Annotated in this window: 22 protein-coding genes and 1 riboswitch; of the genes, 7 read left to right on the top strand and 15 right to left on the bottom strand. The window is 69.0% G+C overall.

From position 1 onward, the window contains the following. Nucleotides 1-164: 164 nt before the first annotated feature. On the bottom strand, nt 165-485 hold the full coding sequence (sugE, locus tag AKJ08_RS02080) for a quaternary ammonium compound efflux SMR transporter SugE (RefSeq protein WP_050724544.1): 321 nt from the start codon (nt 483-485) through the stop codon (nt 165-167). Between the two features lie 39 nt (nt 486-524). Next, nucleotides 525-586, bottom strand: a riboswitch (guanidine-III (ykkC-III) riboswitch). Between the two features lie 294 nt (nt 587-880). Then, on the bottom strand, nt 881-2,194 hold the full coding sequence (gene purB / locus AKJ08_RS02075; protein WP_050724543.1) for an adenylosuccinate lyase: 1,314 nt from the start codon (nt 2,192-2,194) through the stop codon (nt 881-883). A gap of 119 nt (nt 2,195-2,313) precedes the next feature. Between purB and AKJ08_RS02070 the strand changes: the two genes are divergently transcribed. From AKJ08_RS02070 to AKJ08_RS02045, 5 genes are all read left to right on the top strand, one after another. Next, the gene (locus AKJ08_RS02070) at nt 2,314-3,246 is read left to right on the top strand and encodes an exonuclease domain-containing protein (protein ID WP_050724542.1); all 933 of its coding nucleotides are present in this window, start codon (nt 2,314-2,316) and stop codon (nt 3,244-3,246) included. A gap of 51 nt (nt 3,247-3,297) precedes the next feature. Next, entirely contained in the window at nt 3,298-3,939 is a 642-nt protein-coding gene (locus tag AKJ08_RS02065) for a protein-L-isoaspartate(D-aspartate) O-methyltransferase (protein ID WP_050724541.1), read from the top strand. A gap of 76 nt (nt 3,940-4,015) precedes the next feature. Beyond that, nucleotides 4,016-6,586, top strand: coding sequence for a M1 family metallopeptidase (locus AKJ08_RS02060; protein ID WP_050724540.1), 2,571 nt, complete (start codon nt 4,016-4,018; stop codon nt 6,584-6,586). Between the two features lie 102 nt (nt 6,587-6,688). After that, a complete protein-coding gene (locus AKJ08_RS19010) occupies nt 6,689-8,089 on the top strand; it encodes a hypothetical protein (RefSeq protein WP_157370411.1) in 1,401 nt (466 codons plus the stop codon). Between the two features lie 92 nt (nt 8,090-8,181). Beyond that, nucleotides 8,182-8,874, top strand: a complete 693-nt coding sequence (locus AKJ08_RS02045) for a type 1 glutamine amidotransferase domain-containing protein (protein WP_050724537.1) — start codon at nt 8,182-8,184, stop codon at nt 8,872-8,874. Nucleotides 8,875-8,915: 41 nt separating this feature from the next. Here AKJ08_RS02045 and dut read toward each other — a convergent pair whose 3' ends face one another. After that, nucleotides 8,916-9,356: a dUTP diphosphatase gene (dut, locus tag AKJ08_RS02040; protein ID WP_050724536.1), complete on the bottom strand. Its 441-nt coding sequence runs from the start codon at nt 9,354-9,356 to the stop codon at nt 8,916-8,918. Between the two features lie 87 nt (nt 9,357-9,443). Between dut and AKJ08_RS02035 the strand changes: the two genes are divergently transcribed. Both AKJ08_RS02035 and AKJ08_RS02030 read left to right on the top strand, forming a co-directional pair. Continuing rightward, complete coding sequence (locus tag AKJ08_RS02035) at nt 9,444-9,959, top strand: hypothetical protein (RefSeq protein ID WP_050724535.1); 516 nt, start codon at nt 9,444-9,446, stop codon at nt 9,957-9,959. Next, nucleotides 9,960-10,304 carry a hypothetical protein gene (locus AKJ08_RS02030; protein ID WP_050724534.1) on the top strand — a complete coding sequence of 115 codons (345 nt, stop codon included), beginning with the start codon at nt 9,960-9,962 and terminating at the stop codon, nt 10,302-10,304. 48 nt (nt 10,305-10,352) lie between these two features. Here AKJ08_RS02030 and AKJ08_RS19005 read toward each other — a convergent pair whose 3' ends face one another. From AKJ08_RS19005 to AKJ08_RS01970, 12 genes are all read right to left on the bottom strand, one after another. Continuing rightward, nucleotides 10,353-12,650 carry an Ig-like domain-containing protein gene (locus AKJ08_RS19005; protein WP_050724533.1) on the bottom strand — a complete coding sequence of 766 codons (2,298 nt, stop codon included), beginning with the start codon at nt 12,648-12,650 and terminating at the stop codon, nt 10,353-10,355. 65 nt (nt 12,651-12,715) lie between these two features. Beyond that, complete coding sequence (locus AKJ08_RS02020) at nt 12,716-15,007, bottom strand: Ig-like domain-containing protein (protein ID WP_050724532.1); 2,292 nt, start codon at nt 15,005-15,007, stop codon at nt 12,716-12,718. Nucleotides 15,008-15,377: 370 nt separating this feature from the next. Further along, the gene (locus AKJ08_RS02015; protein WP_240475413.1) at nt 15,378-15,908 is read right to left on the bottom strand and encodes a hypothetical protein; all 531 of its coding nucleotides are present in this window, start codon (nt 15,906-15,908) and stop codon (nt 15,378-15,380) included. A 521-nt stretch (nt 15,909-16,429) separates the two neighbouring features. Then, on the bottom strand, nt 16,430-18,577 hold the full coding sequence (gene pnp, locus AKJ08_RS02010) for a polyribonucleotide nucleotidyltransferase (RefSeq protein ID WP_050724530.1): 2,148 nt from the start codon (nt 18,575-18,577) through the stop codon (nt 16,430-16,432). A 220-nt stretch (nt 18,578-18,797) separates the two neighbouring features. Beyond that, the gene (rpsO, locus tag AKJ08_RS02005; protein ID WP_050724529.1) at nt 18,798-19,067 is read right to left on the bottom strand and encodes a 30S ribosomal protein S15; all 270 of its coding nucleotides are present in this window, start codon (nt 19,065-19,067) and stop codon (nt 18,798-18,800) included. Nucleotides 19,068-19,291: 224 nt separating this feature from the next. Further along, on the bottom strand, nt 19,292-20,212 hold the full coding sequence (gene truB / locus AKJ08_RS02000) for a tRNA pseudouridine(55) synthase TruB (RefSeq protein WP_050724528.1): 921 nt from the start codon (nt 20,210-20,212) through the stop codon (nt 19,292-19,294). Between the two features lie 4 nt (nt 20,213-20,216). Further along, the gene (gene rbfA, locus AKJ08_RS01995; protein ID WP_050724527.1) at nt 20,217-20,597 is read right to left on the bottom strand and encodes a 30S ribosome-binding factor RbfA; all 381 of its coding nucleotides are present in this window, start codon (nt 20,595-20,597) and stop codon (nt 20,217-20,219) included. Nucleotides 20,598-20,609: 12 nt separating this feature from the next. Continuing rightward, the gene (locus AKJ08_RS01990; RefSeq protein ID WP_050724526.1) at nt 20,610-21,092 is read right to left on the bottom strand and encodes a DUF503 domain-containing protein; all 483 of its coding nucleotides are present in this window, start codon (nt 21,090-21,092) and stop codon (nt 20,610-20,612) included. Between the two features lie 103 nt (nt 21,093-21,195). Further along, on the bottom strand, nt 21,196-23,979 hold the full coding sequence (infB, locus tag AKJ08_RS01985) for a translation initiation factor IF-2 (RefSeq protein ID WP_050724525.1): 2,784 nt from the start codon (nt 23,977-23,979) through the stop codon (nt 21,196-21,198). 105 nt (nt 23,980-24,084) lie between these two features. Continuing rightward, nucleotides 24,085-24,360 carry a YlxR family protein gene (locus AKJ08_RS20800; RefSeq protein ID WP_050724524.1) on the bottom strand — a complete coding sequence of 92 codons (276 nt, stop codon included), beginning with the start codon at nt 24,358-24,360 and terminating at the stop codon, nt 24,085-24,087. A gap of 31 nt (nt 24,361-24,391) precedes the next feature. Next, nucleotides 24,392-26,104: a transcription termination factor NusA gene (nusA, locus tag AKJ08_RS01975; protein ID WP_050724523.1), complete on the bottom strand. Its 1,713-nt coding sequence runs from the start codon at nt 26,102-26,104 to the stop codon at nt 24,392-24,394. A 50-nt stretch (nt 26,105-26,154) separates the two neighbouring features. Further along, nucleotides 26,155-26,661, bottom strand: coding sequence for a ribosome maturation factor RimP (locus tag AKJ08_RS01970; RefSeq protein ID WP_050724522.1), 507 nt, complete (start codon nt 26,659-26,661; stop codon nt 26,155-26,157). Nucleotides 26,662-26,673 lie beyond the last annotated feature (12 nt).

Here is a 26,673-nt window from a genome sequence, read left to right as displayed (position 1 = left end):
AGGGGCCTTCTCGATCGCCGGCTCTCCGCCGATCCAGGTCGGCGGTCCCCGGGACGATGACGCCGATCGGGACTGCTACCGGTCGTGCGTCGATCGCGCGGCTGTTTCCGGTCGGGAAACAGCCGCCGCCGATCGGGAGTGCACTACGCGGTGCTACCCCTTGGCTACGAACCCGTCACCTTGAGGCCGACGATCGAGACGAGGAGCAGGCCGAGGAAGAACAACCGGGCCGGCGACGCGGACTCGCCCAGGAGGACGATCCCGAGCACCGCGACTCCGAGCGCGCCGATCCCGACCCAGACGCCGTAGGCCGTGCCGATGGGCAGCCCCTTCACGGCGACGCCCAGCAGGCCCATGCTCGCCAGGAGCGCGGTGCCAGTGAGAATGCTGGGTACGAGCTTGGTGAATCCCTCGGTGTACTTGAGCCCGATGGCCCAGCCAGTCTCGAGGAGGCCGGCGACGATCAGCAACATCCAGTAGAACATGACGACACTCCCTGCACCCGTGTACGGATGCAGCTCGGGTTGGCGTCGTCTTGTCCTCACCGGGTACGGCGCGTCTCGTCCGGGGCCGCGAAGGCCGGGTTCTCCATAGCAAGAATGGCGGGCACTCGCCTCCGATTCCGCCTCGCGGGCCCAGGCTGCCAGAGACAGCCGTGAAGCCCGCGAGCACGTCGCCCGCCCTCCTGCGACTGGCCTAGGAGACTGTTGCAGTAACGCTGCCTACTGCGGCGAACGATCCGGGGGCTGCGGACGACGTGCTCCCTCTTCGCTCCTGCGGCGTAGCTACGGCTACGCCTCGTCGCTCATCGGTGCGCGCGCCGCCCTCGCTCCCCGTCTCCTTCGCCTCGCTACGGCGGTTACCGCAACAGGCTCCTAGCTCAGGCCTTGCCGAAGACGCGGCGGAAGATCTCGTCCACGTGCTTGGTGTGGTAGCCGAGCTCGAAGACGCCGCGGATCTCGTCCTCGCTGAGGTGCTTGCGCAGATCCTCGTCGGCGAGGAGCGCCTCGAGGAAGTCGGTGCCCTCCTCGTAGAACTTCATCGCGTTGCGCTGCACGAAGACGTAGGCCGTCTGGCGGGCGACGCCGCGGCGGGCGAGCTCCAGGAGGAGCCGCTGCGAGTAGATCAGCCCACCCGTGATCTCGAGGTTCTCGCGCATCCGCTCCGGGTAGACGCGCATCTCCGCGACCAGCCGCGTGAAGCGATGGAGCATGAAGTCCGCGAGGACGGTCGCGTCGGGGCCGATCACGCGCTCCACGCTGGAGTGGCTGATGTCCCGCTCGTGCCAGAGCGCCACGTTCTCCATCGCCGTGGAGGCGTAGCCGCGCAGGAGGCGCGCCAGGCCCGTCATGTTCTCGGTGAGGATCGGGTTGCGCTTGTGGGGCATCGCCGACGAGCCCTTCTGGCCCGGCGTGAACGGCTCCTCGGCCTCGCGCACCTCGGTGCGCTGGAGGTGGCGGACCTCCACCGAGAAGCGCTCCAGGCTCGCGCCCATCAGCGCCAGCGCGTGGAAGAAGTCCGCGTGGCGGTCGCGGGAGATCACCTGCGTGGTCACGGGATCCGGCTCGAGGCCGAGCTTGCGGCAGACGTGGGCCTCCACCTCCGGATCCACGTTGGCGAAGGTCCCGACGGCGCCCGAGATCATCCCGTGGGCCACGCCGTGCACGGCCTCCGCGAGGCGCGCGCGGTCGCGGGAGAGCTCGGCGTACCAGCTCGCCATCTTCAGGCCGAAGGTGATCGGCTCGGCGTGGATGCCGTGGCTGCGGCCGATCATCGGCGTGTCCTTGTGCTCGAACGCGCGCTTCTCGATCGCCTCGAGGGCGCGGTCCACGCCAGCCAGGATCTTCTCGCCGGCCTCCTTGAGCTGGAGGGCGAGCGTGGTGTCGAGCACGTCGCTCGAGGTCAGGCCCAGGTGGAGCCACCGCGCCTCGGGGCCGACCTTCTCCTCGACGAAGGTCAGGAAGGCGATCACGTCGTGCTTGACCGTCTTCTCGATCTCCTCGATCCGCTCGGCGTCCTCGGCGGTGATCTGCTTGGGCGCCTTCGCCACCAGCGCGTCATAGTCCGCCTGAGGTACCTCGCCACGCTTGGCCATGGCCTCCGCGGCGGCGAGCTCCACGGCGAGCCAGCGCTCGTAGCGAGCCTCGCTGGTCCAGAGGGCGGTCATCTCGGGGCGGGCGTAGCGGGCGATCATCTCGGCAGCTCCTTTGGAAAAGACGCGCCTAGCCGATCTCGTCGGGGGGCGCAAGGGGCGCGCGTCCGGTAGAATCGGCGCATGTTCCCGCGCCGCGGCGCGTTGGCCGAAAGAGAGAGATGTTCGTCGCCATCGACTTCGAGACGGCCAACGCCGCCGCAAGCAGCGCCTGTTCCATCGGCCTGGCCCTAGTCGAGGGCGACGCGGTCGTGGATCGCAGGTACTTCCTGATCCGGCCGACGCCCAACGTCTTCAACCGCCACAATGTCGCCATCCACGGCCTCACCGCCCGCGACGTAGCGAGCGCGCCGACCTTCGCCGAGCTCTGGCCGGAGCTGGCGCCCCTCCTCGAGGGCCGGCTGGTGATCGCACACAACGCCGCCTTCGACGTCGGCGTGCTGAAGCAGGTGCTCGATCAGGGCGGGCTCCCCTATCCGTCGCTCGACTACGCCTGCACCGTCTCCCTCGCCCGCAGGACCTGGAGCCTTCCCCGCTACGACCTGAAGACCGTGGCCTCGAGCCTGGGTTTCGAGTTCCGCCACCACCACGCCCTGGCCGACGCCGAGGCCTGCGCGCAGATCGCCCTGGGGGCATGCCGGCGGTATGGCGCCGGCTCGCTGGCCGAGCTCCTGGCTCATCTCCGATGCGGCCCAGATTCCCTCCACGACGGCTGCGCCCACCATCCGATCGATCCGGTTCCCCAGCCGGGCGATTGGGTCCACCGGACGCCGACGCCGAGGCAGGGGGCGCTCACGCCCCGGGTGAACCTCGTCGATCCCGGCCATCCGCTCTACGGCATGCGCGTGGTCTTCACCGGCGACCTCGCCTCTATGGACCGCTTGGAGGCCATGCAGCGCGTGGTGGACGCTGGCGGGAGCTACGGCAGCGCGGTGAACGGGAAGACCCGGATCCTCGTGGTGGGGACCGCCGGCGGCGCCCAGTCGACGACGAAGCTCCGCGAGGCGGAGGCGCGGCGCGACGCTGGGGAGGCCATCCAGATCCTCAGCGAGGCCGAGTTCGTCCGGCTGGTCTCGGAGCGCGCGGCCTCCTGACGGAGACGTCGCGGGGTTGACCTCTTCGATCGAAGCGCCCTCCTTCCCTACATGGGCATCGAATCGCCGCTGGTGGCGGCGAGCCGCCGCACGGGCGTCCGAGACGCGAGGGTGCTCGACGCCATCGCCACGATCGAGCGCGAGGCCTTCGTGCCGACGAGCTTCCGCTTTCTCGCGCAGAACGACACGCCGATCCGGATCCCCGACGGGCAGGTGACCACCCAGCCGTCGCTCGTGGCGCGGATGGTCGAGGCGTTGCGCCTCGAAGGGGACGAGCGCGTCCTCGAGGTCGGAACCGGCCTCGGCTACCAGGCGGCGGTCCTGTCTCGGCTCTGCGCCGAGGTCGTGACGATCGAGCGCTTCGCCGGGCTGGCGGAAGGGGCGCGCCGGAACCTGCGCGACGCCGGGATCACCACCGTCACCGTGATCCACGGCGACGGTACGCTGGGTCATCCGCCGCTGGCGCCCTACGACGCCATCGTGGTCGCCGCCGCGTCGCCCGACGTTTCCCCACCCCTGGTGGAGCAGCTCGCCGAGGGCGGGATCCTGGTGCAGCCCATGGGTCCCGGTGGCGCCGAAGTGGTCACCGTCTTCCACAAGCGCGGCGGCGCTCTGGACTCTGGTTCGGAGCTCGTCGGGGCCCGCTTCGTGAGCCTCGTCTCCGGCCCAGGTGAGGAACGGGCGCCGACTTGATCCCGAGCCGGGCACGCCGCACCCGGTGAGATTTGCCAGCGACGGCCGGCACCACTGCGGGATAGCCTGCGGGACCATGAGCGAAACCGCCTACCGCCTCCCCCGCGACGTCGTCCCCAGCGCCTACGAGATCGACCTCGACGTCTCCCTGCGCCGCAGGGGCTTCTCCGGCACCGTGATCGTCACCGCCCGCGTGGCGAAAGCGACCGACCAGGTGGTGCTCCACGGCCGAGGCCTGCGGGTGATCGAAGCGTTCGCCAAAGTCGGCCGCCGCCGCCTCGCCGCCAAGGTGAAGGCCGACGCCGCCGCACAGACGCTCACGCTTCGCTTCGACCAGGAGCTTCCCAAGGGCGAGCTGACGCTCACTCTGAGTTACACCGGCAAGCTCGACCCCGGCATGAACGGCCTCTACCTCGCGAAGAACGGGCCGGAGCGCGCCATCGCCAGCCAGTGCGAGGCGGCAGAGGCCCGGGCGATCTTCCCCTGCTGGGACGAGCCCGACCGCAAGGCGACGCTGCAGTGGACGGTGCGCACCGACCCCGGCCTCACGGTGGTGACGAACGGCGCGCCGGTCTCGGTGCGACGCGACCCCAAGACCGGCACCGAGGTGCACCGCTTCGAACCGACCAAGGTGCTTCCGACCTACCTCGCCGCGGTGACGGTCGGCCGCTACGAGGCCACCGCCGTGCGCAAGGTGGCCGGCACGCCCTGCCGCGTGCTCGCGCTCCCCGGCAAGCTCGACCAGGCCCGGTTCGCCGAGGAGGTGACCGATCAGGTTCTGCCCTGGTTCACCCAGTACTTCGGCCAGCGTTACCGCTACGGCAAGCTCGACCAGGTGGCGCTGCCCGCGTTCGACGCCGGAGCGATGGAGAACGCCGGCGCGATCTTCTACCGCCAGCAGCTCCTGCTGATGGACGAGGCCACCACCTCCTGGCACGGCAAGAAGCAGATCGCGGAGACCATCGCCCACGAGATCGCGCACCAGTGGTTCGGCAACCGCGTGACCATGCGCTGGTGGGACGACCTCTGGCTGAACGAGGCCTTCGCCACCTGGGTGAGCCACAAGGCCGTGGACGAGTGGCAGCCCGGCTGGCGCATCTGGGACGACTTCCAGGCCATGCGCCGCAACGCCATGGGCCTCGACGCCCTCGAGACCACGCACCCGATCTATTCGGAGGTCGAGAGCCCGGGCCAGGTCACCGAGCTCTTCGACGCGATCACCTACTACAAGGGGTGCTGCGTCCTGAGACAGATCGAGGCGTGGCTGGGGGCGGAGGCCTTCCGCGACGGCCTGCGCGTCTACATCGACCGCTACAAGGACAAGAACGCCGCCGGCGCGGATCTCTGGAGAGCTCTCGGCGAGGCGTCGGGGAGCGACGTCGGGGCGCTGGCAGAGAGCTGGATCCTGCAGTCCGGCCTCCCGCTGGTGCGCATCGAGGCCAAGGAGAGCGGGGGCCGCACGGTGCTCCGCCTCTCGCAGCGGCGCTTCTTCGCGCGGCCCGAGGCGGCGGAGAAGCCCAACGATCAGCGCTGGAAGATCCCGGTGCAGATCCGCTGGTCCGACGGCAAGAAGATCTCCACGAGCCGAATCCTGCTCGAGGAGAACGAGATCGAGCACGAGCTCCCCGGCAAGGCCGCGTGGCTCCACGGCAACGCCGACGGCGTCGGCTTCTATCGGGTGGCGCTCTCCCAGGACCTCCTGGCTCGGCTCACCGGCGCGGGGCTCGAGGGGCTCACCGCGGTGGAGCGGCAGACGCTCCTCGACGACGCCTGGGCCCTCGTGCTCTGCGGCCAGGCCCCCATCGATCGCTTCCTCGATCTGCTCGCCGCCTATCGGAACGAGCGCGACTACGTCGTCCTGGAGGCCGTCGCCGGCCGCCTCGACGTCCTCGTCCACCGCCTCGCCGACGAGGCCAGCCTCCCCGCCCTACGCGCCTTCGTGGGCGAGCTCCTCCGCCCCGCCCTCGCCGACCTCGGCTGGGAGCCCGAGCCCGGCGGGGATCCGGCCCGCGCCTCCGCCCGTGCGGCGGTCATCGCCGCGTTGGGAGACCTCGCCCGCGACGAGGACGTCCTGCGCGAGGCCACCCTTCGGGCGGACCAGGAGCGGGCAGCCCCTGCCTCGGTAGACGCCAACCTCGCGTCGGTCGTCGTCCGCCTTGCCGCCCTCACTGGCGACAAGCGCCGGCTCGACACCTACGTGGCCGAATACGAGCGCCGCCGCCAGCGCCGGGCGCCCCCCGAGGAGCAGCTCCGCTACCTGGGAGCGCTCTCCGCCTTCGAGCGTCCTGCGCTGGTCAAGGCCGTGCTGGAGCTCTCCCTCTCCGACGTCGTTCCCCAGGAGTCGATGGTCGGCGTCCTCCGGCCCCTGCTGTCCCGGCCCGCCTCCACCCTCGCCACGTGGCGCTTCCTCTCGTCCCGCTGGAGCGAGGTCGTCGAGCGCGCCGGCCTGATGCAGATCTCCCGCCTGGTGGAGGGCCTCGGCGCCCTGCCCCTCGCGAAGCGCGGCGAGATGAAGCGCTTCTTCGAGGCCCACCCGGTCGAAGAGGCCCGCCGCGCCATCGCCATTGCGCTCCAGGAGATGGAGCTTCGCGACGAGCTCCGGAAGCGGGAGGCGCCGCGGCTCGCCGCCTGGATCGCCGGCAGATAGGCCTCGAGCCGTTCAGAGCGACGGGCTGGCCTGTCGAACCGATTGACACTTTGTCTCCCCAAATGAAAGGATCTTGCCGCCCCTGAAATTATCGAGGTCGTCATGAGTTCGGCCGTCGTTTCGCGTCTGCTCGGGATTGGGTGTGGTCTCCTGGTCGTAGCGGTCTGTCTTTCGTGTGGCGGAGGTGGCGACGACGGCGGCAGATGCGAGCCGCGATGCGAGGGCCGCGTCTGCGGCTCGGATGGCTGCAACGGCGTCTGCGGTTCCTGCGAAGCGGGCAATTCCTGCCGCGACGGTTCCTGCATCCCGGACTCGTGTGTGCCCCATTGCACGGCAGACATGCAGTGCGGAGACGACGGCTGCGGCGGGACCTGCGGCACCTGTGCTTCCGGTTTCGTCTGCAACGCCTCCCACGTCTGCGTCGAGGAGCCTTGCCGGCCGAACTGCGAGGGGAAGTCGTGCGGCGACAATGGCTGCGGGGCCTCCTGCGGGGAATGTCCGGCCGGCAAGCAGTGCCAGGACGACGGGACGTGCGCATGCGCGAGGAACTGTGACGGCAAAGAGTGCGGCGACGACGGCTGCGGCGAGTCCTGCGGCACCTGCTCCGACGGCGAGTCCTGCAACGCGGCGGGCACCTGTGTCTGTACTCCGCAGTGCGACGGCAGGAGCTGTGGCCCCGACGGCTGCGGCGGATCCTGCGGCGATTGCGCGGCGGGCCAGGCATGCGACACTGCCGCGGGTCGATGTGTAGACGCCTGTACCGGTGACTGCACCGGTCGTGAATGCGGAGACGACGGCTGTGGACACGCCTGCGGCGAAGGCTGCGGCCCCGGGCAGCGCTGCGACGGCGGTCACTGCGCCTGCGCCCCGCAGTGCACGGGCAAGCAGTGCGGCCCCGACGGCTGCGGCGGTTCCTGCGGTACCTGCGGCACCAATCGGACCTGCGACAACGCCACGGGGCGGTGTGTCTGCGCTCCCAATTGCGCGGGCAAGGAGTGCGGGAGCGACGGCTGCGGCGGCACCTGCGCTCCGGGCTGCACCGCCGGCTTCGCCTGCGAGGCCGGACACTGCCAATGCGTTCCCCAGTGCGACGGCAGGTCGTGCGGCGACGACGGCTGCGGCGGCTCCTGCGGCACCTGCACCGCCCCGGCGACCTGCACCTCCGCCGGCCAGTGCGTCGCCCCCACCCCGACGCTCAGCGGCGACGTGTGGCCGATCATCCAGGCCAAGGGCTGCTCCAGCTGCCACGGCACCAACGGCGGTGGCTTCAGCGTCGGGTCGTCGAAGTCGACCTTCCACGCGAACACGGTCGGCGTGGCCTCGACGAGCTGTCCGGGCAACACCCGGATCGTCGCGGGCGACGCCGCGAACAGCTTCCTCTACCGGAAGCTCGCCGGCACCCAGAGCTGCGGCGAACGCATGCCCAGGACGGGCGACTACCTGAACGCGACCCAGCTCAATACGGTCCGCGACTGGATCAACTCGGGCGCGCCCAACAACTGACGCTCGAACAGAACCGCCCCCAGCGGGTGGTGTCTCCCGCCGGGCGGGGGCGTAGGTTTCCCGGAACCTCGCCCCACCCCGCGGGAGACGCCATGCAGAACGCCAAGCCCAGGATCCTGCTCATCGCCACGAGCCACGCCTCGCTCGGCGCCACCGGCCGGAAGACCGGCCTCTGGCTCGAGGAGCTCGCCGCCCCGTACGTGGCGCTCAAGGGCCACGCCAAGCTCGAGATCGCCACGCCGAGCGGCGGCCGCCCTCCCATCGATCCGCGGAGCCAGGAGGAGCCGACCGAGGACATGAAGGCCTTCCTGGCCGACGAGCACGCGATGGGCAAGCTCGCCCAGACCCGCCGCCTCGACGACCTCGGCGACGACGTCTTCGACGCCGTCCTCGTCGTTGGCGGCCACGGCCCCATGTGGGATCTCGCCAACTCCCTGGCGTCCGAGCAGCTCTCCAAGACCTACCGCCGCAAGGCCGTCGTCGCCGCCGTCTGCCACGGCCCCGCCGCCTTCGTCGGCGCCGTGAAGCCCGACGGCGAGCCACTCCTGCGCGGCCACCGCGTCACGTCCTTCACCAACGAGGAGGAGGTCGCCGTCGGCCTCGCCGATGTAGTGCCCTTCCTCCTCGAGACCAAGCTCCGCGAGCTCGGCGCCCGCTACGAGAACGGCCCCGCCTGGAAGCCCCACGTCGTCCGCGACGGCCACGTGGTCACCGGCCAGAACCCGGCCTCCGCCAGGGGCGTCGCGCACGAGATCCTGGAGGCGCTCAAGGCCTGGCCCATGTAGCGCCGCGCATCAGGCGCCGGGGTCCGGAGCGAGCAACCGCGTCATCGGTGCCCGGAGTGGCCGAAGCCTCCCGCTCCGCGATCCGTCTGCTCGAGGGCGTCGACCTCGACGAGGGACACGCGCTCGAAGCGCGCGATGACGAGCTGGGCGATCCGGTCGCCCCGCTCGAAGCGCACGACCTCTTGCCCGTGGTTAACTAGTATGACACCGATCTCCCCGATGTAATCGGCATCGATCGTACCGGGCGCGTTCACCATGCCGACGCCGTGCCGTAGCGCGAGGCCGGAGCGCGGGCGCACCTGGCCCTCGAAGCCGTCGGGGAGTTGGATTGCGATACCGGTCGGGACGAGCTTTCGCTCGCCAGGCGAGAGGTGCACCTCGACGTCGGCGCGGAGGTCGAGGCCGGCGCTGCCGGCGGTGGCGTAGGACGGGAGCGGCAGGGGCTCGCCCCTGCCACCGACGCGAAGGATCCGGAGCTGCATGGCGGCAACTTCCCGAATCGATTCCCCACGGTCAAGCTCGCTACCGTACTTTCGGGTAGGATCACCCCTCGAGAGGGGGGGCAATCCATGGCGCTGGGCGTTTGTCGCACGCGATTCGTCGAGGCAGTCTTCATCTCCACCGTGGCGGCGGTCCTGCTCTCGGGCTGCGCCCACACCACCGTTCAGATTCCGGTCGAGCGGTTGCCGGAGGTCGTGGCGGTGGCGGCAGGCGCTGCCATCGAGGTCCACGACGGCGAAGAGTCGTTCCAAGTGGACTCGAGCTATTCGCCCGAGCTTCTCGTCGACGTCAATCGCGGCTGTTCGGACCTGGAGAAGTCCTTCCAAATCAGAGATTGCCTCCCGGTCGTCACGATGCCGATCGGATCCGTCGCGCTGGAGGGAGAGGAGCTGCACTTCGAGGTTCCGGCGGACTCCCTCCTCTTCGGCGACCGTCGGCAGCTCAAGCTGGCCACGAGCGAGATCCAGTCGCTGTCCCCCCGCTTCGATCCTCCCGATCGGCGGCCGACGTTCGGACTCGGCCTCGTCGCCCTCGGCCCCAGTCACTTCGGAGGCTGGCAAGCGCAGTGGATTCCCGCGAGGTAGTTGGCGCTGGAGCTCGGCTTGTTCGCCATCCCCGACCTGGGCGGGAGCCTCTGGACCGGCACGAGGCTGCGAGCACCGCTCTCCGATTCCATCTATCTCTTCACCGGAGGATTCGTCGCCAGTACCGCTACGACGACGTATCGGAACCCGGTGGCGGGCGCGACGGGTTTTTTTGAAACGACGAGCGAGCTCGTGCTCGGGCCTCGGCTGGGCGTGGACGTGTCATTCGGTCGACACGTGCTCCTCACCATAGAATACGACCTGGGCCGCGGCTCAGAGCCCGGGCAGTTTTTCGAGGGCACCTGGCATCACACGGGCGGGCTGGCGCTTTCGTACATGTTTTAGGCGGCACGAGCGAGCTGGGGCGTTCGTCCGCCCCGGTCCTTTCTCGGCTCACTCGCCGCCAGGCAGATCCTGGTTGGTGTTGGCGAGGTGTGCCGGACCCTCCAGCCACCGCTGCTGACCCCAGATGGGCGTCGGCTCCCACGTCACACCCTGGCGAAAGCTCCCCCAGCAGTAGGCGACGCCGTCCCCGGACAGGCCGCAGAACGTCCCGCCTCCGACCGCGAGCTCTTCGAAGCGGAGGCCCCCTCCGACCGGGCGGGCCTCCACCGCCTCGCATTCGACCGGGGAGGTGCAACGCCGTCCGAGCTCCCCGTTGTAGCCGGTTCCCCAGCAGAGGACCTCGCCGTCGGTCGTCAGACCGCACGAGGTGGAGTCCCACTCGGATCGGTACGAGTGGGAGATCTCGATCTGGCGGAAGGAATGGCCACCGGCAATCTCGACCGGAACGCTCGACGGCTCGACGCCGCCGTTCCCCAGCTGCCCCCACGAGTTCGTGCCCCAGCAGTAGCCCTTCCCTTCACGCGACACGCCACACGCATGTCCGGACGTGAGGGAATTATGCACGACCGATCCCGGCAGCCCGGAGACGATCGAGACGCTGTCGAAGGCGATCCCGCCGGAGACGGGGACCGGAATGTGGCTGTCCTGCTCCGTTCCATTGCCGAGGGCGCCGCTGTGGTTCCGGCCCCAGCACCACGCCTCGCCCGAGCTCGTGATGGCGCAGGTCGCCCCTCCGTCCCGGGCGGCGTGGATACTCGAGAATCTCAGCCCGGTCTGGACCGGCCACGGGGCCGACCGATCCGCCGTGTTGCCGTCGCCAAGCTGCCCGAAGTCGCCCCTACCCCAGCACCAGGCCAGGTGATCCTGGTCGATGGCGCATCCGTGGGTGAGGCCCGAATCCATGACGTTGAAGGCTTGTTCGAAGATGTAGGGCTCGAACGCAGGACTGGTGCTGCCATTGCCGAGGACTCCGAAGTCGTTGCCACCGGAGCAGAAGGCGTCTCCTCCAACCAGGATCCCGCAATAGTGCGTGTCGAGTGGCGAACTGGCCCCGCCCGGCCTGATCGTCCCCAGGGTCAAGCTCTCGAGCCTGAAGTCGGGAAGGACGCGGACAGATTCGTTGTACCGCGAACCATGCGGTGAACCCCAGCAGAACGCCCGCCCGTCGGAGGTGATCCCGCAGACGGATCCCTCCCCTCCCGTGAGGCGCGCGAAGCGGGGGATTCCCACGCGGACCTCCGCTCGCGCCTGGGCACTGCCGTACGAAGCCGCGACGGTGAGCGTACCCAATTTGCGCGCTACCAACGCGCCCTGGAGGTCGACCCGCGCGATCTCGGGGTCGTTCGCAATCCAGAGCGGCACCTTCCCCTCGATCGCGTCGCCGTTCTCGTCCAGGACGGCCGCGCGGAGCTGCAGGGATTCGCCGAGATCGACGTCGATCCGCGGCGCACCTTCGATCGCGATCGAGGCCGCGTGTCCGATTACCGTGAGTGGGAGCGTCCCGACGACGCCGTCCACCTCCGCTCGAAGCTGGGCCGGGCCCGCCCGGACGCCACGCACGACCGCGCCCTCGAAGGAGACGCGGCCCTCCGGGACGGCGCTCCAGCGCACCTCCCGGTCGAGCACCTCTCCGCGCGTGTTCGTAACGGTTACGTCTAGTTCGAGCTCCTCGCCAATGTCGATGGAGCTCTTCGCCGCGTTCACGCGAACGGACGCGACGGGAGCGGCGACGACCCGTACGGCGACGGAAGCGCTAACGCCCTCGACCGTGGCGGTCACGTTGCCCGAGCCTGGCGAGACCGCGCGGACGAACCCCGCCGAGCCCTCGATCGCGACGACGTTGGGCGCGTCCGAGGACCACTCCACCTCCCGGTCCGTCAGCCGCATTCCGGTCGCGTCGCGAACGATGGCCGCGAGCTGCAGCCGCTGCCCGACGACCAGCTCGACGGAGGACGCGCCCTGGATCTCCACCGCCGCGACGGTAGGCCCCTCGACCACCACGCGGCTTGATGCCGTGGCGCTGCCCGCCTTGGCGGCGATCGTGGCGACGCCGGGCGTGACGCCCGCCACCCGTCCTTCGGCGTCGACCGCCGCCACCACCGGGTCGCTCGAGGTCCACGTGACCCGGCCGGCCGGGATGGGCCGGTCGTCGGCGTCGAATGCGGTCAGCTTCAGCGTGCCGCCCACCAGGACCGAGGCCTCCTCCGGCTCCACGCGAACCGAGTCGACGCACGGATTGGCTTCGGTGCATTTCGGCTCCTCGATCACAGGGGGAGCCTCGTGATGCCGGGAGGAGCACGCCCCGCAAGCCAGGACGAGCATCGGGATCCAGATCTTCGCTCTCATACCTCGCAGATGTCCCGATCTGGCCCTCCTGATCAACCTTCGAACGGCTGCCGTCGCACGGCGGCCTACGGATCCTCGACCCACCGCTCCTGGCCGAAGATGGGCGTCGGCTCCCAAGTCGTGGCCTGGCTCACGATCGCGCCCCAGCAGTAGGCAACGCCATCCCTGGACAGGCCACAGATCGTCCCTCCACCGATCGCGAGCTGTTCGAAGCGGAAATCCCCTTCCACCGGGCGGGGCTCGGTCGCCTCGCATTCGACCGGGGAGTTGCAAGGACGTCCGAGCTCGCCGTTGTAGCCGCTTCCCCAGCAGAGAACCTCGCCATCGGTCGTCAGGCCGCACGAGGTGGAGTCCCACTCGGATCGGTAGGGGTGGGAAATCTCGATCTGGCGGAAGGTATGGCCCCCCGCGACCTCGACCGGAACGCTCGAGGGCTCGATGCCGCCGTTGCCCAGCTGCCCCCAGCCGTTCTTGCCCCAGCAGTAGCCCTGCCCATCCCGCGATAGGCCGCAGGCGTGTCCGCTGCTGGAGTCGAAGCCGTCCACAACGGCACCCGGCAGACCGGAGAGGATCGAGATGCTCTGGAAGGCGATCGCGCCCGAGACGGGGACCGGAACGCTGCTGTCCTGCTCGGTGTCATTGCCGAGGGCGTCGCTCTGGTTCCGACCCCAGCACCACGCATCGCCAGAAGTGGTGATTCCGCAGGTCGCCCCTCCGTCCCGGGCGGCGTAGATGCTCGAGAATCTCAGCCCGCCCGCCACCGGGGTCGGAACCCACCGTTCCACCTCGTCGCCAGTGCCGAGCTGTCCGAAGTCGTTCCTGCCCCAGCACCAGGCGAGGTCGTCCTGGTCGATCGCACATCCGTGGGTGAGCCCCGTATCCACGAGCTTGAACGCTTGTCCGAATACGTAGGGCTCGGAGGCGGGAGCCGTGGTGCCGTTCCCGACGACGCCGAAATAGTTCACGCCGGAGCAGAAGGTGTCGCCTCCGAGGAGGATCCCGCAATAATGGGTGTCGGTGCTCGATGCTCCTCCGGTCTGCCGAAAAGTGCCCACGGTCAAGCTCTCGAGCCCGAAGCCGGGAAGAACGCGAGCGGGCGCGTAGACCGTCCGATACAGCCCATTGACGACCACCGCTTGCAACCCATGTGGCTGCCCCCAGCAAAACACCCGCCCATCCCCGGTGATCCCGCAGACGGATCCCTCGCCTCCCGTGATGCGCGAGAAACGGGGGATGCCCACGCGGAGAAGGGCTCGTGCCTGGACACCGCCGTAGGTCGCCGTGACCATGATCGTCCCGAGCTTCCGCGCTTCCATAGCGCCCTGAACGTAGACGATGGCGAAGTGGTAGTCGCTCGCGGTCCAGACCGGCTCCTTCCCGTCGATCGGGTCGCCGTTCTCGTCCAGGACGACGGCGCGAAGCTGTCGAGATTCGCCGAGATCGACATCGATTCGTGGCGCCCCGTCGATCGCGATCGAGGTCGGGTGTCCAACCACCTCGAGGGCAAGCGATCCGGAGATTCCGTCGACCTCCGCCCGGATTTCGACCCGACCCGCCCGGACGCCCCGGACGACTGCCCCATCTTCGAACGAGACACGATCTTCGGGGAGGGCGTTCCAGCGGACCTCCCGATCGAGCACTTCACCCCGCGAGTTCTCCACTGTCACTGCAATCGCGAGCTCCTCGCCGATGGCGATGGAACTCTTGGCCGCCTTCAGGCGGACCGACACCACGGGAGCGGCGTAGACCCGAATCGCGACGCATGCGCTCACGCCTTCGACCGAGGCAGTCACGTTGCCGGAGCCCGGCGAAACCGCGCGGACGAACCCCGAGCCGTCGACCGCCACCACGTTGAGCGCGTCGGAAGACCACTCTAGCTCTCTGTCCGTCAGCCGCTCCCCATTCGCGTCGCGGACGATGGCTGCGAGCTGCAGCCTCTGCCCGACGATCAGCTCGACGGCGGACGCGCCCTGGATCTCGATCGCTGCAACGACGGGCCTCTCGACCGCCACACGGCTGGACGCGGTGGCGCTGCCTGCCTTGGCGGCGATCGTGGCGACGCCGGGGGACAGGCCCGTCACCCGCCCTTCGGCGTCGACCGTCGCCACCACCGGGTCGCTCGAGGTCCACGCGACGCGGCCGACCGGGATCGGCCGATCGTCAGCGTCAAACGCGTACAGCATCAGAGAGCCGCCCACCGATACCGAGGCTTCCTCCGGCTCCACCCGGACCGAGTCGATGCACGGATTGGCCTCCGTACATTTCGGATCGTCTATCGGAGGGGGAGTCTCGTGATCACGGGACGAGCACGCCCCGCAAGCGAGGACGAGCATCGGGATCAGGATCTTGGCTCTCATGACTCGCTCATGTCCTCCGGATCAACCGCTCTTGTCGCTCGACAGCTGCTCCATCTCGACAGGCCTCGAGAACCGAGTTTCAGTAGTCGGCGTGGCCGTGTGCAGCTCGCGCACGGCCACGCCTTCGCCGGCCCCGAGGTTCAGCTCTGCTCAGCTCTGCTCGGCTCTGCACAGGCCAGCCCGACGCCTCGAGCATCGCATCGATCCGTCGCCGGGCGAGCTGCTCTGGGCTCGGCGAGCCAAGTGGCCCCATCCTTCGCCTCCAGGCGCGTCGAGGTTCGGGCATTATAGCTTCATCGAGGGGGAATCCCGGAGGATTCAGCCCTGCGGCGGGAGCTTCCGCTGTTGCGAGAGATGGCCCGTCGTCGACTCAGGCCGGCCCAGCCGGACCGCCGTCGCTCCTCACGCGCCACCCGACCCGGAGCAGCCACGTCCGCGGAGGGACGACGGAGCGGAGCGCCGACGACGCGCCCCCGTCGATGGGTCCCGCCGCGTAGGGGTCCGGATGCGCCGAGGTCGAGCGGCCCTGTCGGCGCGCATGGATCCGCGCGTTGCCGAGCACGTAGTGGATCGCATTGCGCGCCTCGCGGGGCGTGCGCAGCACGTGCGAGTGGAAGCGATCGGCGAAGACCTTTCCTCTGCGCCCCATCAGCCGGTTGAGGCTTCGCGCGATGCGTACGCTCAGGCCCTGCGTCCCCCGCGACAGCGCCTGGGTGTCGCGGGCCTCGACGATGAGGTGCAGGTGGTTTCCTTGCACGGAGTAGTGCGTGAGTCGGAGACCGAGGCGATTCGAACCGCGGAAGAGCGCGGCCTCGATGACCCGGAAGCATCGCCTGCTGCGAAGGTTCCAGACGTCGTCCAGCACCCGCAAGGTGACGTGGACCGGGTGCCTGCTCGCCAACGCGCCGCGCGCCGAATGTGTAACGCCAGGTCGGGGGCCGACGGGCTTCCGTCCCGCGCCCGTTCGGCGACCTCCCCACATCGGCAACCGCATCTCCAACTGCCCGTCAGAACACCGCTTTCGCATGGTCTGTCCCCCAACATGAATCGGCACAGATCCTATCGCGGACCCCTGACATCGGGGGTTCGGGCGGGGATTCGGCCAGGTCCAGATCGCGTGGATAGGTAACGGATCGTGCTGCCGAGATCGGTGACCGGGTGACACCGGAGTCCAGGGACATGGGTGACACAATCGGGGGCAAGGAGGTGGTCGCTTGCCCTGGAAGAGAGCATCCGCCGAGACGGAAGGGCAGCGTTTCATCGACGAACAGGGGAGCTCAGCGTCGCGACGCTTGTGAAAGCGAATCGTGCCCGGCGTGTAAAGAAAAAGGCCGCCCCGTGTGCCGGGACGGCCCTCTTCGCTACGGTCTAGCTCGGTCGTCGATCAGGCGCCGCGTTCGTTCGCGGCGGCTGGGTCGCCGATCAGGCGTTGCCTTCGCCCTCGGGCGCGGCCTCGCCGCCCTCGCCGCCGCCGGCCTCCTTGAGGGCCTCCTTGCGCGAGAGGCGGATCTTGCCCTGGCGGTCGACGGAGACGACCTTCACGAGCACCTCGTCGCCCTCGTTGAGCACGTCGGTAACGGCCTTGACGCGCTTGTCGGAGAGCTCGGAGATGTGAACGAGGCCGTCGGTGCCGGGGAAGATCTCCACGAAGGCGCCGAACTCCACCACCCGGCGCACGGTGCCGAGGTAGGTCTTGCCGATCTCCGCTTCCTGCGTGAGGTTGCGGATCATCTGGATGGCGGCGTCGACCTTGGACGACTCGGACGACGCGATGTTGATGGTGCCGTCGTCGTTGATGTCGATGGCGCAGCCGGTGCGGGCGATGATGTCCTTCACCACCTTGCCGCCGGGCCCGATGACGTCCTTGATGCGCTCGGGGCGGATCTTGATCGTGGTGATCCGCGGAGCGTACTGGGAGATCTCCGACCGCGTGGCGGGGAGCGCCTCGAGCATCTTGCCGAGGATGTGGTTCCGGCCGTCGCGCGCCTGGTAGAGCGCCCGCTCGAGGATCTCCTTGGTCACGCCGCCGATCTTGATGTCCATCTGGATGGACGTGATGCCGGCCTTGGTGCCGCAGACCTTGAAGTCCATGTCGCCGAGGTGATCCTCGTCGCCCAGGATGTCCGAGAGGATGGCGATCTTGTCGCCCTCCTTGATCAGACCCATGGCGATGCCGGCCACCGGCGCCTTGATGGGAACGCCGGCGTCCATGAGCGCGAGGCAGCCGCCGCAGACGGTGGCCATCGACGACGAGCCGTTGGACTCGGTGATGTCGGAGGTGAGGCGCACGACGTACTGGAACTGCTCCGGCGTGGGCATCACGTAGCGCAGCGCACGCTCGGCGAGCACGCCGTGGCCGATCTCGCGGCGGCCGGGCGACCGGAGGAACTTCACCTCGCCCACGGAGTAGGGCGGGAAGTTGTAGTGGAGCATGAACTTCTTGAAGTGCATGCCCGTGAGCATCTCGATCCGCTGCTCGTCGTCGGCGGTGCCCAGCGTGGCCGTGCAGATCGACTGCGTCTCACCGCGGGTAAAGATCGAGGAGCCGTGGCTGCGGGGCAGCGCAGAGGTCTCGATCCAGATATCGCGGACCTCGTCGTGCTTGCGGCCGGCGATGCGAACGCCCTCGTTCACGATCATCTGCCGCATGTAGTCGTACTTGAAGTCCTCGAAGAAGCCCTTGAGCTCCTTCTCCCGCGCGGCGTAGGCGTCGCCGAGCTTCTCCTTCATGGCGGAGAGGGTGGACTTCTTGGCCGCGGAGAGGGCGGCGTAGCGCTCGAGCTTCTCGCCGATGGCGTAGCCGGCCCGGATGGGCTCCCACGCGATCGCCTTGAACTCGGCCTTGAGGGCCTCGTCGACCTTCGGCGGGTCGAAGGCGCGCTTCACGGTCTTGCCAAGCTCGGCGGTGAGCTCGTTCTGGACCCGGAGGAGATCCTTGACGGCGTTCTGGCCGAAGAGCAGCGCCTCGACCATCACGTCCTCGGAGACCTCGCTCGCGCCGCCCTCGACCATCACGATCGCGTCGGCGGAGGCCGCCATGAAGATCTCGAGGTCGCAGCGCTCGCGCTCCTCGTAGGTCGGGTTGGCGACGAACGTGCCGTCGAGGCGGCCGACGCGCACGCCGGCGATGGGCCCGTTGAACGGGATGTCCGAGCAGGCCAGCGCCGCGGAGGCGCCGGTGAGCGCGAGGACGTCGGGGTCGACGGCCGGATCCGCCGAGAGCACCGTGGCGATGATCTGCGTCTCGTTCTGGTAGCCCTCGGGGAAGAGGGGCCGGCACGAGCGGTCGATCACGCGGGAGGAAAGCGTCTCCTTCTCGGTGGGGCGGCCTTCGCGACGGAAGAACGAGCCGGGGATCTTGCCCGCAGCGGCGAGCTTCTCCACGTAGTCAACGGTGAGGGGGAAGAAGTCGAGACCCTCCTTCTTCTCCTTGGCGCTGACGGCGGTGACGAGGACGATGGAGTCGCCCTGGCGCACCCAGACCGAGCCGTCGGCCTGCTTGGCAATCTTGCCGGTCTCGATCGTGACTTCCTTGCCGCCGATCGACGCGGTCTTGATGATGTGCTTCATTTGATTCCTCCCACGGCCTGCTGGCCGGGATGAACGGCGAACTGCCCGCCTCGCGCTCTGGAGGAATCGGTCGGAGACTCTTGATCTCTGATCGCAGCGGCCGATGCCTCGGCCGCTCCAATCGGAAACCAAAAGCTCCGCCGAACGTCCCCCGAAAGACTTCGGCAGGCGGAAGGAGGCGCTCCCTTCGCCAAGGAGCGCCCCCGCCCGGGACCCGGACCTACTTCCGGATGCCGAGCTGCTCGATGACCGTCTTGTAGCGGTTCAGATCCTTCCCCTTGAGGTAGTCGAGGAGGCGGCGCCGCTGGCCGACGAGCTTGAGCAGACCGCGACGCGAGTGGTGATCCTTCGCGTGGGTCTTGAAGTGCTCGGTGAGGTAGACGATCCGCTCGGTGAGGAGCGCGATCTGCACCTCGGGGGAACCCGTGTCGCCCTCTTTGCGGGCGAACTTGCTGACGAGCTCCTGCTTCCGATCCTTGAGAAGTGCCATCTGGTTCTTCTTTCCTCCGCTCCAGACCGGGCCCCTGGGGGCTCGGCCGGGCCAGTTGGTCCCCATCCGCGGAGCGGAGCAGAGGGGGCGGCCCGAAGTCACTTGCGCGGCGCCTGGGGCGCCAGCAGGCGGCGGAACTTAGGGGGAAAACAGCATTGGGTCAACCGCCTTCGCGCCCAGCGCGAAGGCGCGCCTTTTCGTTCGCCGACCTCGGTTTTCTGCGCTCAACCCCTCCCGACCAGGACCCTCGCGTAGCGAAGGCCGCCCCGCTCCATCTCGCCGACCGCGAGGAGCCCGCCGTCCGGCGCGACGACCCGGACCTGCGCCCCGTCCTCCAGCCGCCTCGACCCGCACTCGGCGAGGTCGCGACCGCCCAGCGCCATCCCGTGAAGGACCTTCCGCGCCCGGGCGTCGTCCACCACGATCTCGGGGAGCTCGGGCAAGCAATCGCGCATGCCGACGAGGTGGGCCTCGAGCTCGGCCTCCCGCCCGGCGGCCATGACGTCGAGCACCACCTGGAACGGGACGGCCCGCTCGATCGGGAACGAGCCGGTACGGAGGCGACGAAGGCGGGCCAGGTGCCCGCCGACGCCGAGGGTCTGGCCCAGCTCGTGAGCGATCGAGCGGATGTACGTCCCCTTGCCGCAGCGGACGTGGATCCTCGCCGTCGCGGCGGACGGATCCCAGTCGAGCAGCTCGATGGAGTCGATCCGCACCTTGCGCGGCTTCCGCTCGACCTCCTCCCCCTTGCGCGCGAGCTCGTAGAGCCTGCGCCCGCCGACCTTCACCGCGGAGTACATCGGCGGCGTTTGCCAGTACTCGCCGACCATGGCGGCCACCGCCGCCTCCACGTCGCCCCGCCCGATGCCGGACGGGTCGCGCTCCTCCACCGGGGTCCCCGTGGCGTCGTAGGTGTCGGTCTCGACACCGAGCGCGACGACGCCCTCGTAGTCCTTCTCGCCCTCCATCACGAAGGGCACGAGCTTGGTCGCGTCTCCGAGGCAGATCGGGAGCACGCCCGTTGCCATCGGATCGAGGGTGCCCGTGTGGCCCGCCTTGCGATCGCGGCCCAGACGGCGGAGCCGCTTCACCACGTCGAAGGAGGTGGGACCTTCGGGTTTGTCGACGATGAGGATGCCGTCCATGGCGCTATTCCTTCGTCTCGTCCTCGGACCGGGCCTCTGCGTCGCGGTCCTTGATCTCCTTGATCAGACGCTCGATCCGGTCGCCGCGCTCGATGGCCTCGTCGAAGATGAACTTGATCTCCGGCGTGTAGCGCAGGCTGAGGGTCTGGCCGACCTCGCGCCGGATGTAGCCCACCGCGGCCTTGAGGCCGGCGGCCGTCTCCTTGGGTTCCGACGGCTCGCCCAGCACCGAGTAGTAGACCACCGCCTGCTTGAGGTCGGGGCTGAGCTTCACGCCGGTGATCGTGACGAAGCCGGTGATCCGCGGATCCTTGAAACCCTTGGTGAAGAGGCGCCCCAGCTCCTGCTGGATGAGGTGCGCCACGCGCTGCGGTCTGTCGTGCATTTCGAAAATCCCCTATCCCCGCCTGCGCGGGGGTCCTCGCGGCGTGGAGAGCTCGATCTCCGCCGCGGCTTCGAGCTCCTCGAGAGTCGGGAGCTCCTCGCCCTCGAAGAGGGCGTCTTCATCCTCATCCTCGTGGTCGACGAGACCTTCCGCCTCCGCCAGCGTCCGCTCCGGGCCGACGCCCGGGATCCCGCCGTAGACGTCGCCGACCGTGGTGATCTCGAGCTGGTGGGTGACCACCCAGGCCTCGACCCCGCTCTCGTCCACCGAGCGGAGCACCTTGTCCAACACCTCGTTGACGAAGGCAGGTTCGTTGCCCACCGCGGCGACGCCGATGGTCGCGCGCTGCCAGAGGTCGTTGTCGCCGACCTCGGCAACCGAGACGTTGAAGCGCGCCCGGACCCGGTCGATCACCTTTCGCAGGATGTGGCGCTTGCCCTTGAGCGAGGCCACCCCAGGGATCTGGAGGACGAAGCGGAGAGTGCCGATCACCATATGCTTCTCAACACCCGGTCGAATCCGAACGATCCAGATCCCCGACACGCGACGGGGGCCGCCTTGTGGGCAGCCCCCGCTCGTCGTCCGGAGCAAGCTCGTCTTAGAGCTTCTGCCGGATCTGCTCGATGTCGAAGGCCTCGATGATGTCGCCGGCCGCGAGCTCCGTGTAGCCCTCGAGCGCGATACCGCACTCGAAGCCCTGCACGACCTCCTTCACGTCGTCCTTGAAGCGGCGCAGCGAGGAGATCTTCCCCTGGAAGACCTTCTTGCCGCCACGCAGGACCCGCGCGTAGGCCGAGCGGAGGATCTTGCCGTCCAGCACCGCGGAGCCGGCGATGACGCCGAACTTCGGGACGCTGAAGAGCGTCCGGACCTCGGCCTTGCCGATGGTGCGCTCGCGGGTGAGGATGTCGAGCAGCCCCTCCATCGCGAGGCGAACGTCGTCGACCGCCTCGTAGATCACGGTGTAGTGACGGACGTCGATCCCGAAGCGGTTGGCCACTTCGGCGACCTTGCTCTCGGCCTTCGTGTTGAAGCCGAGCACGACGGCGCCGGAGGCCTTGGCGAGGTTGATGTCCGACTCGGTGACGGCGCCCACGCCCTTGTGGATGATGTGGACCCGCACCTTCGCCGTGGAGAGCTTGTCGAGCGCCTGGGCCACCGCCTCGGTGGAGCCCTGGACGTCGGCCTTGAGGACGATCTTGAGCTCCTTCTGGTCGGCCTTGCCGGCCTTCGCGAAGATCTCCTCGAGGGTGAGCTTCGAGGTCTTGGTGAGCTCCTTCTTGCGCTCCTGGAGCTCGCGGTTCTTGGCGACCTCCTCGGCGGCGCGCACGTCCTTGACCACGTGGAACTCGTCGCCCGCGGACGGGACGCCCGAGAGGCCGACGATCTCCACCGGATAGCCGGGCTTCACTTCCTTGACCGGGCGACCCTTGTCGTCGGTCATCGCGCGGAGCTTGCCGAAGTGGGTGCCGGTGACGACGGCCTCGCCCACCTTGAGCGTGCCCTCCTGCACCAGCACCGTGGCCACGGGGCCGCGGCCCTTCTCGAGCTTCGCCTCGATCACCACACCGCTGGCGGGCTTCGTCGGGTTCGCTCCCAGCTCGAGGACCTCGGACTGGAGCGCGATGTACTCGAGGAGCTGATCCAGGTTGAGCTTCGCCTTGGCGGAGACCGGGATCATGATCGTCTCGCCGCCCCACTCTTCGGGGACGAGGCCGTGCTCGGCGAGCATCTGCTTGACGCGGTCCGGGTTGCCCTCGGGCTTGTCGACCTTGTTGATGGCGACGATGATCGGGACTTCCGCCGCCTTCGCGTGGTTGATGGACTCCACCGTCTGCGGCATCACGCCGTCGTCGGCGGCCACCACCAGCACTGCGACATCAGTGGCTTGAACGCCGCGGGCGCGCATGGCCGTGAAGGCCTCGTGACCCGGCGTGTCGAGGAAGGTGACGGGACCCTTGGCCGTCTGCACCGAGTAGGCGCCGATGTGCTGGGTGATCCCGCCCGCCTCGCCCTTGGCCACGTTGGCGTGGCGGAGCGCATCGAGGAGCGACGTCTTGCCGTGGTCGACGTGACCCATGATCGTGACGACCGGCGGCCGCGAGACCAGATCCTCCGGGCGATCCTCGACGGCGGAGATGAACTCCTCCTCGATGTAGCCCGCCTTCTCCACCGTGTAGTCGTAGTCGGCGGCAAGGAGCTGGGCCGTATCGACGTCCAGCATCTGGTTGATCTGCGCGGGGACGCCCATCCGCATCAGCTTGCGGATGAGGTCGTTCGCCTTGACGCCGAGGCGCTGCGAGAGGTCGGTGAGGCTGATCGCCTCCTCGACCCGGATCACGCGCTTCGACCCCTTCGGCGTGGTGATGAGGGTCTTGGCGCCCTTCTTGGTCGGCTTGCGCTTGCGGGCGCGAACCGGCAGCGCGCCGCCGCGGCCCTTGGCCAGGTCGATCAGATCCTGCTTCGACGGAATTCCGCCGGGAGCCGCAGCGGGAGCGGCGCGGCCAGCGCCGCGACGACCGCGGGCCGGGCCACCGGCGCCGGTGCGGGTGACGTCGATGAAGTCGCGCCCACGGCCCTGCGAATCGGGGACCACGCGGAACTCGCGGACCTCGCCGATCGCGCGCTTGCCGGGTGCAGCCGGAGCGGGCTTGAACGTGGACGACGGCGGCGTCACCCGGCGCACCGGGATCAGCGGCCGCGAGATCACCACGGCCTGGGTGGCGGTGGGGCGCAGGGTGCGGTGGTCGACACCGGCCTGGGCGGGCACGTTGGGGCCCCGGATGCCAGGCATGTTCGGGGTCGGAACCGCATGGGCCGCCGCCATCTGGCTCGGCGAGAGCGCACGAGGCTCCTGGGCCGGACGGGTGTCCCGTGCCGCGGGAGCGGCAGGAGCGACAGGAGCGGGAGGGGCCACGGGCACGGGCGGCGCCTCCGGAACCGGAGCGGGCGCAGCCTCCTCGGCCTCGACCTCGGCCTTCGCCACGATCTCGGGCTCCTCGGCGACGACGGGCTCCTCTGCCGTCTCTGGGGCCATCTCTTCCTCAGCAGCGGGCGCCGCCTCGAACTCCTCGGCGGGAGCCTCGGCCTCGGCCTCCTCCGCTGCATGCGCAGCGGGTGCCTCGCCGTGGGCGGCCTCGGCCGCCGGAGCGCTCGGCTCGGCGCGGCGGCGGCGCACCACGAATCCCTGGGCCGCCGGGGCCGCCGGCGCGGGATTGCGCGCCGCGAGCACCTTGTCCAACACGGACTGCGCGACGTCGTCGTCGAGCGAGCTCGAGTGCGACTTGACCTCGTCGTAGCCGCGGGCCTGGAGCCAATCCACCAGCTCCTTGTTCTGCATCCCGAGCTCTTTCGCAAGCTCGTACACGCGCTTCTTCGCCATAATCCTCTGTCTTCCCCGGGCGTCTTGCTCCCGAGCCACGCCGTCCGGGGGCAACAACGGGAGCGCCGTTAGTAGTCCGATGGGGCCGAGAGGTCAACCACGAGGTCAACCACCGCCTCTGCCCGCTTCCTCATCTTCGAGCCGCCCGGCGACGGCCAATGCCTCGTCGAGGAGCGCCCCTTCCGCCGGGCGGCGCGCCCGGCCTCGAAAGGCCCTTCCCAGCGCGCGCGGTCCCTGCGCTTTCTCGAGGCATTCCTTCGTCCGGTGGACGTAGGCGCCCCTTCCCTGGGCCCTCATGAGCGCGTCCACGTGGACGTCGCCTTCGGGCCCGCAAACGATCCGAAGGAGCTCCTCCTTCGGTCCCCGGCTTCCGCACCCCACACAGGTGCGCGTCGGACGCTCTCCCACCGACCTACTTTTCCGCGTCGGCGGACGAGGTCGCCCGGGCCGCGTCGAGCGCTCGGGCGGCGGCGAGCTTCGCCCGCTCCGCGTCGAGCTCGGCGCGCAGGCGCGTCTCCTCGGCGAGATACTGCTCGGCGGCGTGCTTGATCTGCTTCGCCTTTTTGACGCCCAGATCCGTCTGATCGCCGAGCTTCATGGGATCCTGCTCTGCGATCACGTCCTCGACGGTGCGGTAGCCGCCCTTGGCGAGCTGCTCCACGCCCTTCTCGCCGAGGCCGCGGATGCGCATCAGGCGCTCCGTCTGGCTGAGCTCGTCGGGGTGCCGCCGCGCTTCCGCGAGCCGGGCCTCCTCCCGCTCCTGCTCGAGCCGGGCGAGCTCGGCCGCGTCGTCGTACATCTGCGACCGCGCCTTGTCCTGCATCGGCCCGATCATCTCGGAGGTGATCCCCGGGATCTGCGCGAGCATCTCCGCCTGCACGTCGGCGACGTCCTTCGCCTTGCGGAAGCCGTGTGCGTATAGAACCTCCACGAGGGTGTCGGTCATGCCCGGGAGCTGCGAGAGCGAGTGGAACGCGAACTCGCGCATCTCCTTCACGCGGCTCTCGGAGTTGATGTCGAGCTTCCAGCCGGAGAGCTGCGCCGCGAGGCGCACGTTCTGGCCGCGGCGGCCGATGGCGAGGGAGAGCTGATCGTCGGGGACGATGATCTCCATCGCGTGGTTCGCCTCGTCGATCAGCACCCGCGAGACCTCGGCAGGGGCGAGCGCAGAGCAGACGAAGCGCGCCGGATCCGGATCGAAGGGGACGATGTCGATCTTCTCGCCGCGCAGCTCCTGCACCACGGCCTGGACGCGGGAGCCCTTCATGCCGACGCAAGCGCCGACGGGATCCACGTCCGAGTCCCTGGAGGAGACGGCGATCTTCGCGCGCCCGCCGGGCTCGCGGGCGGCGGCCTCGATCACCACCACGCCCTCGGCGATCTCGGGGACCTCCATCTCGAAGAGCTTGGCGAGGAAGTGGATCGACGCGCGGGAGAGGACGATCTGCGGCCCCTTCGACTCGCGGAGCACGTCGGAGACGTAGGCCTGGATCCGGTCGCCGGCCCGATACGTCTCACGCGGAATCTGCTCGCGGATCGGGAGCACCGCCTCGGCGCGGACCAGGTCGACGATGATGTTCCCGCGCTCGAAGCGCCGCACCGTGCCGGTGGCCAGGTCGCCCTTGCGGTCCCTGAACTCGTTGAAGACGTTGTCGCGCTCGGCGTCTCGGGTCCGCTGCAGGATCACCTGCTTCGCGGTCTGGGCGGCGATGCGGCCGAAGCCGCGCCGGAAGGTGCGCAGGCGGAGGATGTCGCCGTAGCGGTCGTCCTGCGCCTTGGCCTCCGCGGCGTCCTCGTCGCGGTAGAAGATCTGGAAGACGAGCTCGTCGCCCTCTTCCGCCTCGATGCCCTTTGCGCGGGCCTCGGTGACGGTGAGCTGGTTGATCTCCTGGAGCGGATCGGTGATCTCCTTGACGATCGAGAGCGCCTGGAAGACCTCCACCACGCCCTTCTCCGGGCTGTAGTGCGCCTCCAGGTTCCGCTCCGCGCCGAAGGTCTTCTTCGCTGCGGTGAGGATCGCCTGCTCCAGCAGATCGACGATCACCCGACGGTCGATCCCCTTGTCCTTCGCAACCTGGTCGATGATCAGGTTCAGGTTCAAGCTCGCGCCCATTCCGGTCTGCATCGCTTTTTCTCCGTTTCGTCCAATGTTTTGCGCGCGCGAAGCCCCCTCGGCTACTTCCCGCGCAGATCCTTGGCGAGCGCGTCGAGGTCCAATGCGAGGTGGGCCTTGGCCACCTTGTCGAACGGCACCGCGAAGGTCTTGCCGTCGATCTCGACCTCGATCTCTCCGCCCGATCCCATCCCCAACAATCGGCCCTTGAAATTCTTGCGGGGCGGATCGCCGATCGGGCCGTAGGTCTTGATCTCGACCTGGCGCCCGGCGAATTGCTCGAAGTGCTCCCGCTTCTTGAGCGGGCGCTCGATGCCCGGGCTGCTCACCTCGAGCGAGTAGGCGGGCTCGATCACGTCCTCGACGTCGAGGAGCTTCTCCACCTGGCGTGAGATGGACTGGCAGTCGTCGAGCCCCACACCCTCCGGCCTGTCGATGAAGAGGCGAAGCACCCAGCGGCCGCCTTCACGCAGGTACTCGACGTCGACGAGCTCCATTCCCTCCGCCTCGACGATGGGCTCGGAGAGCTCGCGAACGCGCTCGGCTGTATCTCGGAAAATTTCGCTCATGCCTGAAAAACA

Origin of the sequence: Vulgatibacter incomptus, from assembly GCF_001263175.1 — a bacterium.
Taxonomy (GTDB): domain Bacteria; phylum Myxococcota; class Myxococcia; order Myxococcales; family Vulgatibacteraceae; genus Vulgatibacter; species Vulgatibacter incomptus.
This window is presented reverse-complemented; position numbering and strand designations above follow the sequence as displayed.

What these genes read in the sequence shown, in the direction of transcription:
- sugE (WP_050724544.1), bottom strand. Translation starts at nt 485, where the DNA reads ATGTTCTACTGGATGTTGCTGATCGTCGCCGGCCTCCTCGAGACTGGC.
- purB (WP_050724543.1), bottom strand. Translation starts at nt 2,194, where the DNA reads ATGATCGCCCGCTACGCCCGCCCCGAGATGACCGCCCTCTGGACCAGC.
- AKJ08_RS02070 (WP_050724542.1), top strand. Translation starts at nt 2,314, where the DNA reads ATGTTCGTCGCCATCGACTTCGAGACGGCCAACGCCGCCGCAAGCAGC.
- AKJ08_RS02065 (WP_050724541.1), top strand. Translation starts at nt 3,298, where the DNA reads ATGGGCATCGAATCGCCGCTGGTGGCGGCGAGCCGCCGCACGGGCGTC.
- AKJ08_RS02060 (WP_050724540.1), top strand. Translation starts at nt 4,016, where the DNA reads ATGAGCGAAACCGCCTACCGCCTCCCCCGCGACGTCGTCCCCAGCGCC.
- AKJ08_RS19010 (WP_157370411.1), top strand. Translation starts at nt 6,689, where the DNA reads ATGAGTTCGGCCGTCGTTTCGCGTCTGCTCGGGATTGGGTGTGGTCTC.
- AKJ08_RS02045 (WP_050724537.1), top strand. Translation starts at nt 8,182, where the DNA reads ATGCAGAACGCCAAGCCCAGGATCCTGCTCATCGCCACGAGCCACGCC.
- dut (WP_050724536.1), bottom strand. Translation starts at nt 9,356, where the DNA reads ATGCAGCTCCGGATCCTTCGCGTCGGTGGCAGGGGCGAGCCCCTGCCG.
- AKJ08_RS02035 (WP_050724535.1), top strand. Translation starts at nt 9,444, where the DNA reads ATGGCGCTGGGCGTTTGTCGCACGCGATTCGTCGAGGCAGTCTTCATC.
- AKJ08_RS19005 (WP_050724533.1), bottom strand. Translation starts at nt 12,650, where the DNA reads ATGAGAGCGAAGATCTGGATCCCGATGCTCGTCCTGGCTTGCGGGGCG.
- AKJ08_RS02020 (WP_050724532.1), bottom strand. Translation starts at nt 15,007, where the DNA reads ATGAGAGCCAAGATCCTGATCCCGATGCTCGTCCTCGCTTGCGGGGCG.
- pnp (WP_050724530.1), bottom strand. Translation starts at nt 18,577, where the DNA reads ATGAAGCACATCATCAAGACCGCGTCGATCGGCGGCAAGGAAGTCACG.
- rpsO (WP_050724529.1), bottom strand. Translation starts at nt 19,067, where the DNA reads ATGGCACTTCTCAAGGATCGGAAGCAGGAGCTCGTCAGCAAGTTCGCC.
- truB (WP_050724528.1), bottom strand. Translation starts at nt 20,212, where the DNA reads ATGGACGGCATCCTCATCGTCGACAAACCCGAAGGTCCCACCTCCTTC.
- rbfA (WP_050724527.1), bottom strand. Translation starts at nt 20,597, where the DNA reads ATGCACGACAGACCGCAGCGCGTGGCGCACCTCATCCAGCAGGAGCTG.
- AKJ08_RS01990 (WP_050724526.1), bottom strand. Translation starts at nt 21,092, where the DNA reads ATGGTGATCGGCACTCTCCGCTTCGTCCTCCAGATCCCTGGGGTGGCC.
- infB (WP_050724525.1), bottom strand. Translation starts at nt 23,979, where the DNA reads ATGGCGAAGAAGCGCGTGTACGAGCTTGCGAAAGAGCTCGGGATGCAG.
- nusA (WP_050724523.1), bottom strand. Translation starts at nt 26,104, where the DNA reads ATGCAGACCGGAATGGGCGCGAGCTTGAACCTGAACCTGATCATCGAC.
- AKJ08_RS01970 (WP_050724522.1), bottom strand. Translation starts at nt 26,661, where the DNA reads ATGAGCGAAATTTTCCGAGATACAGCCGAGCGCGTTCGCGAGCTCTCC.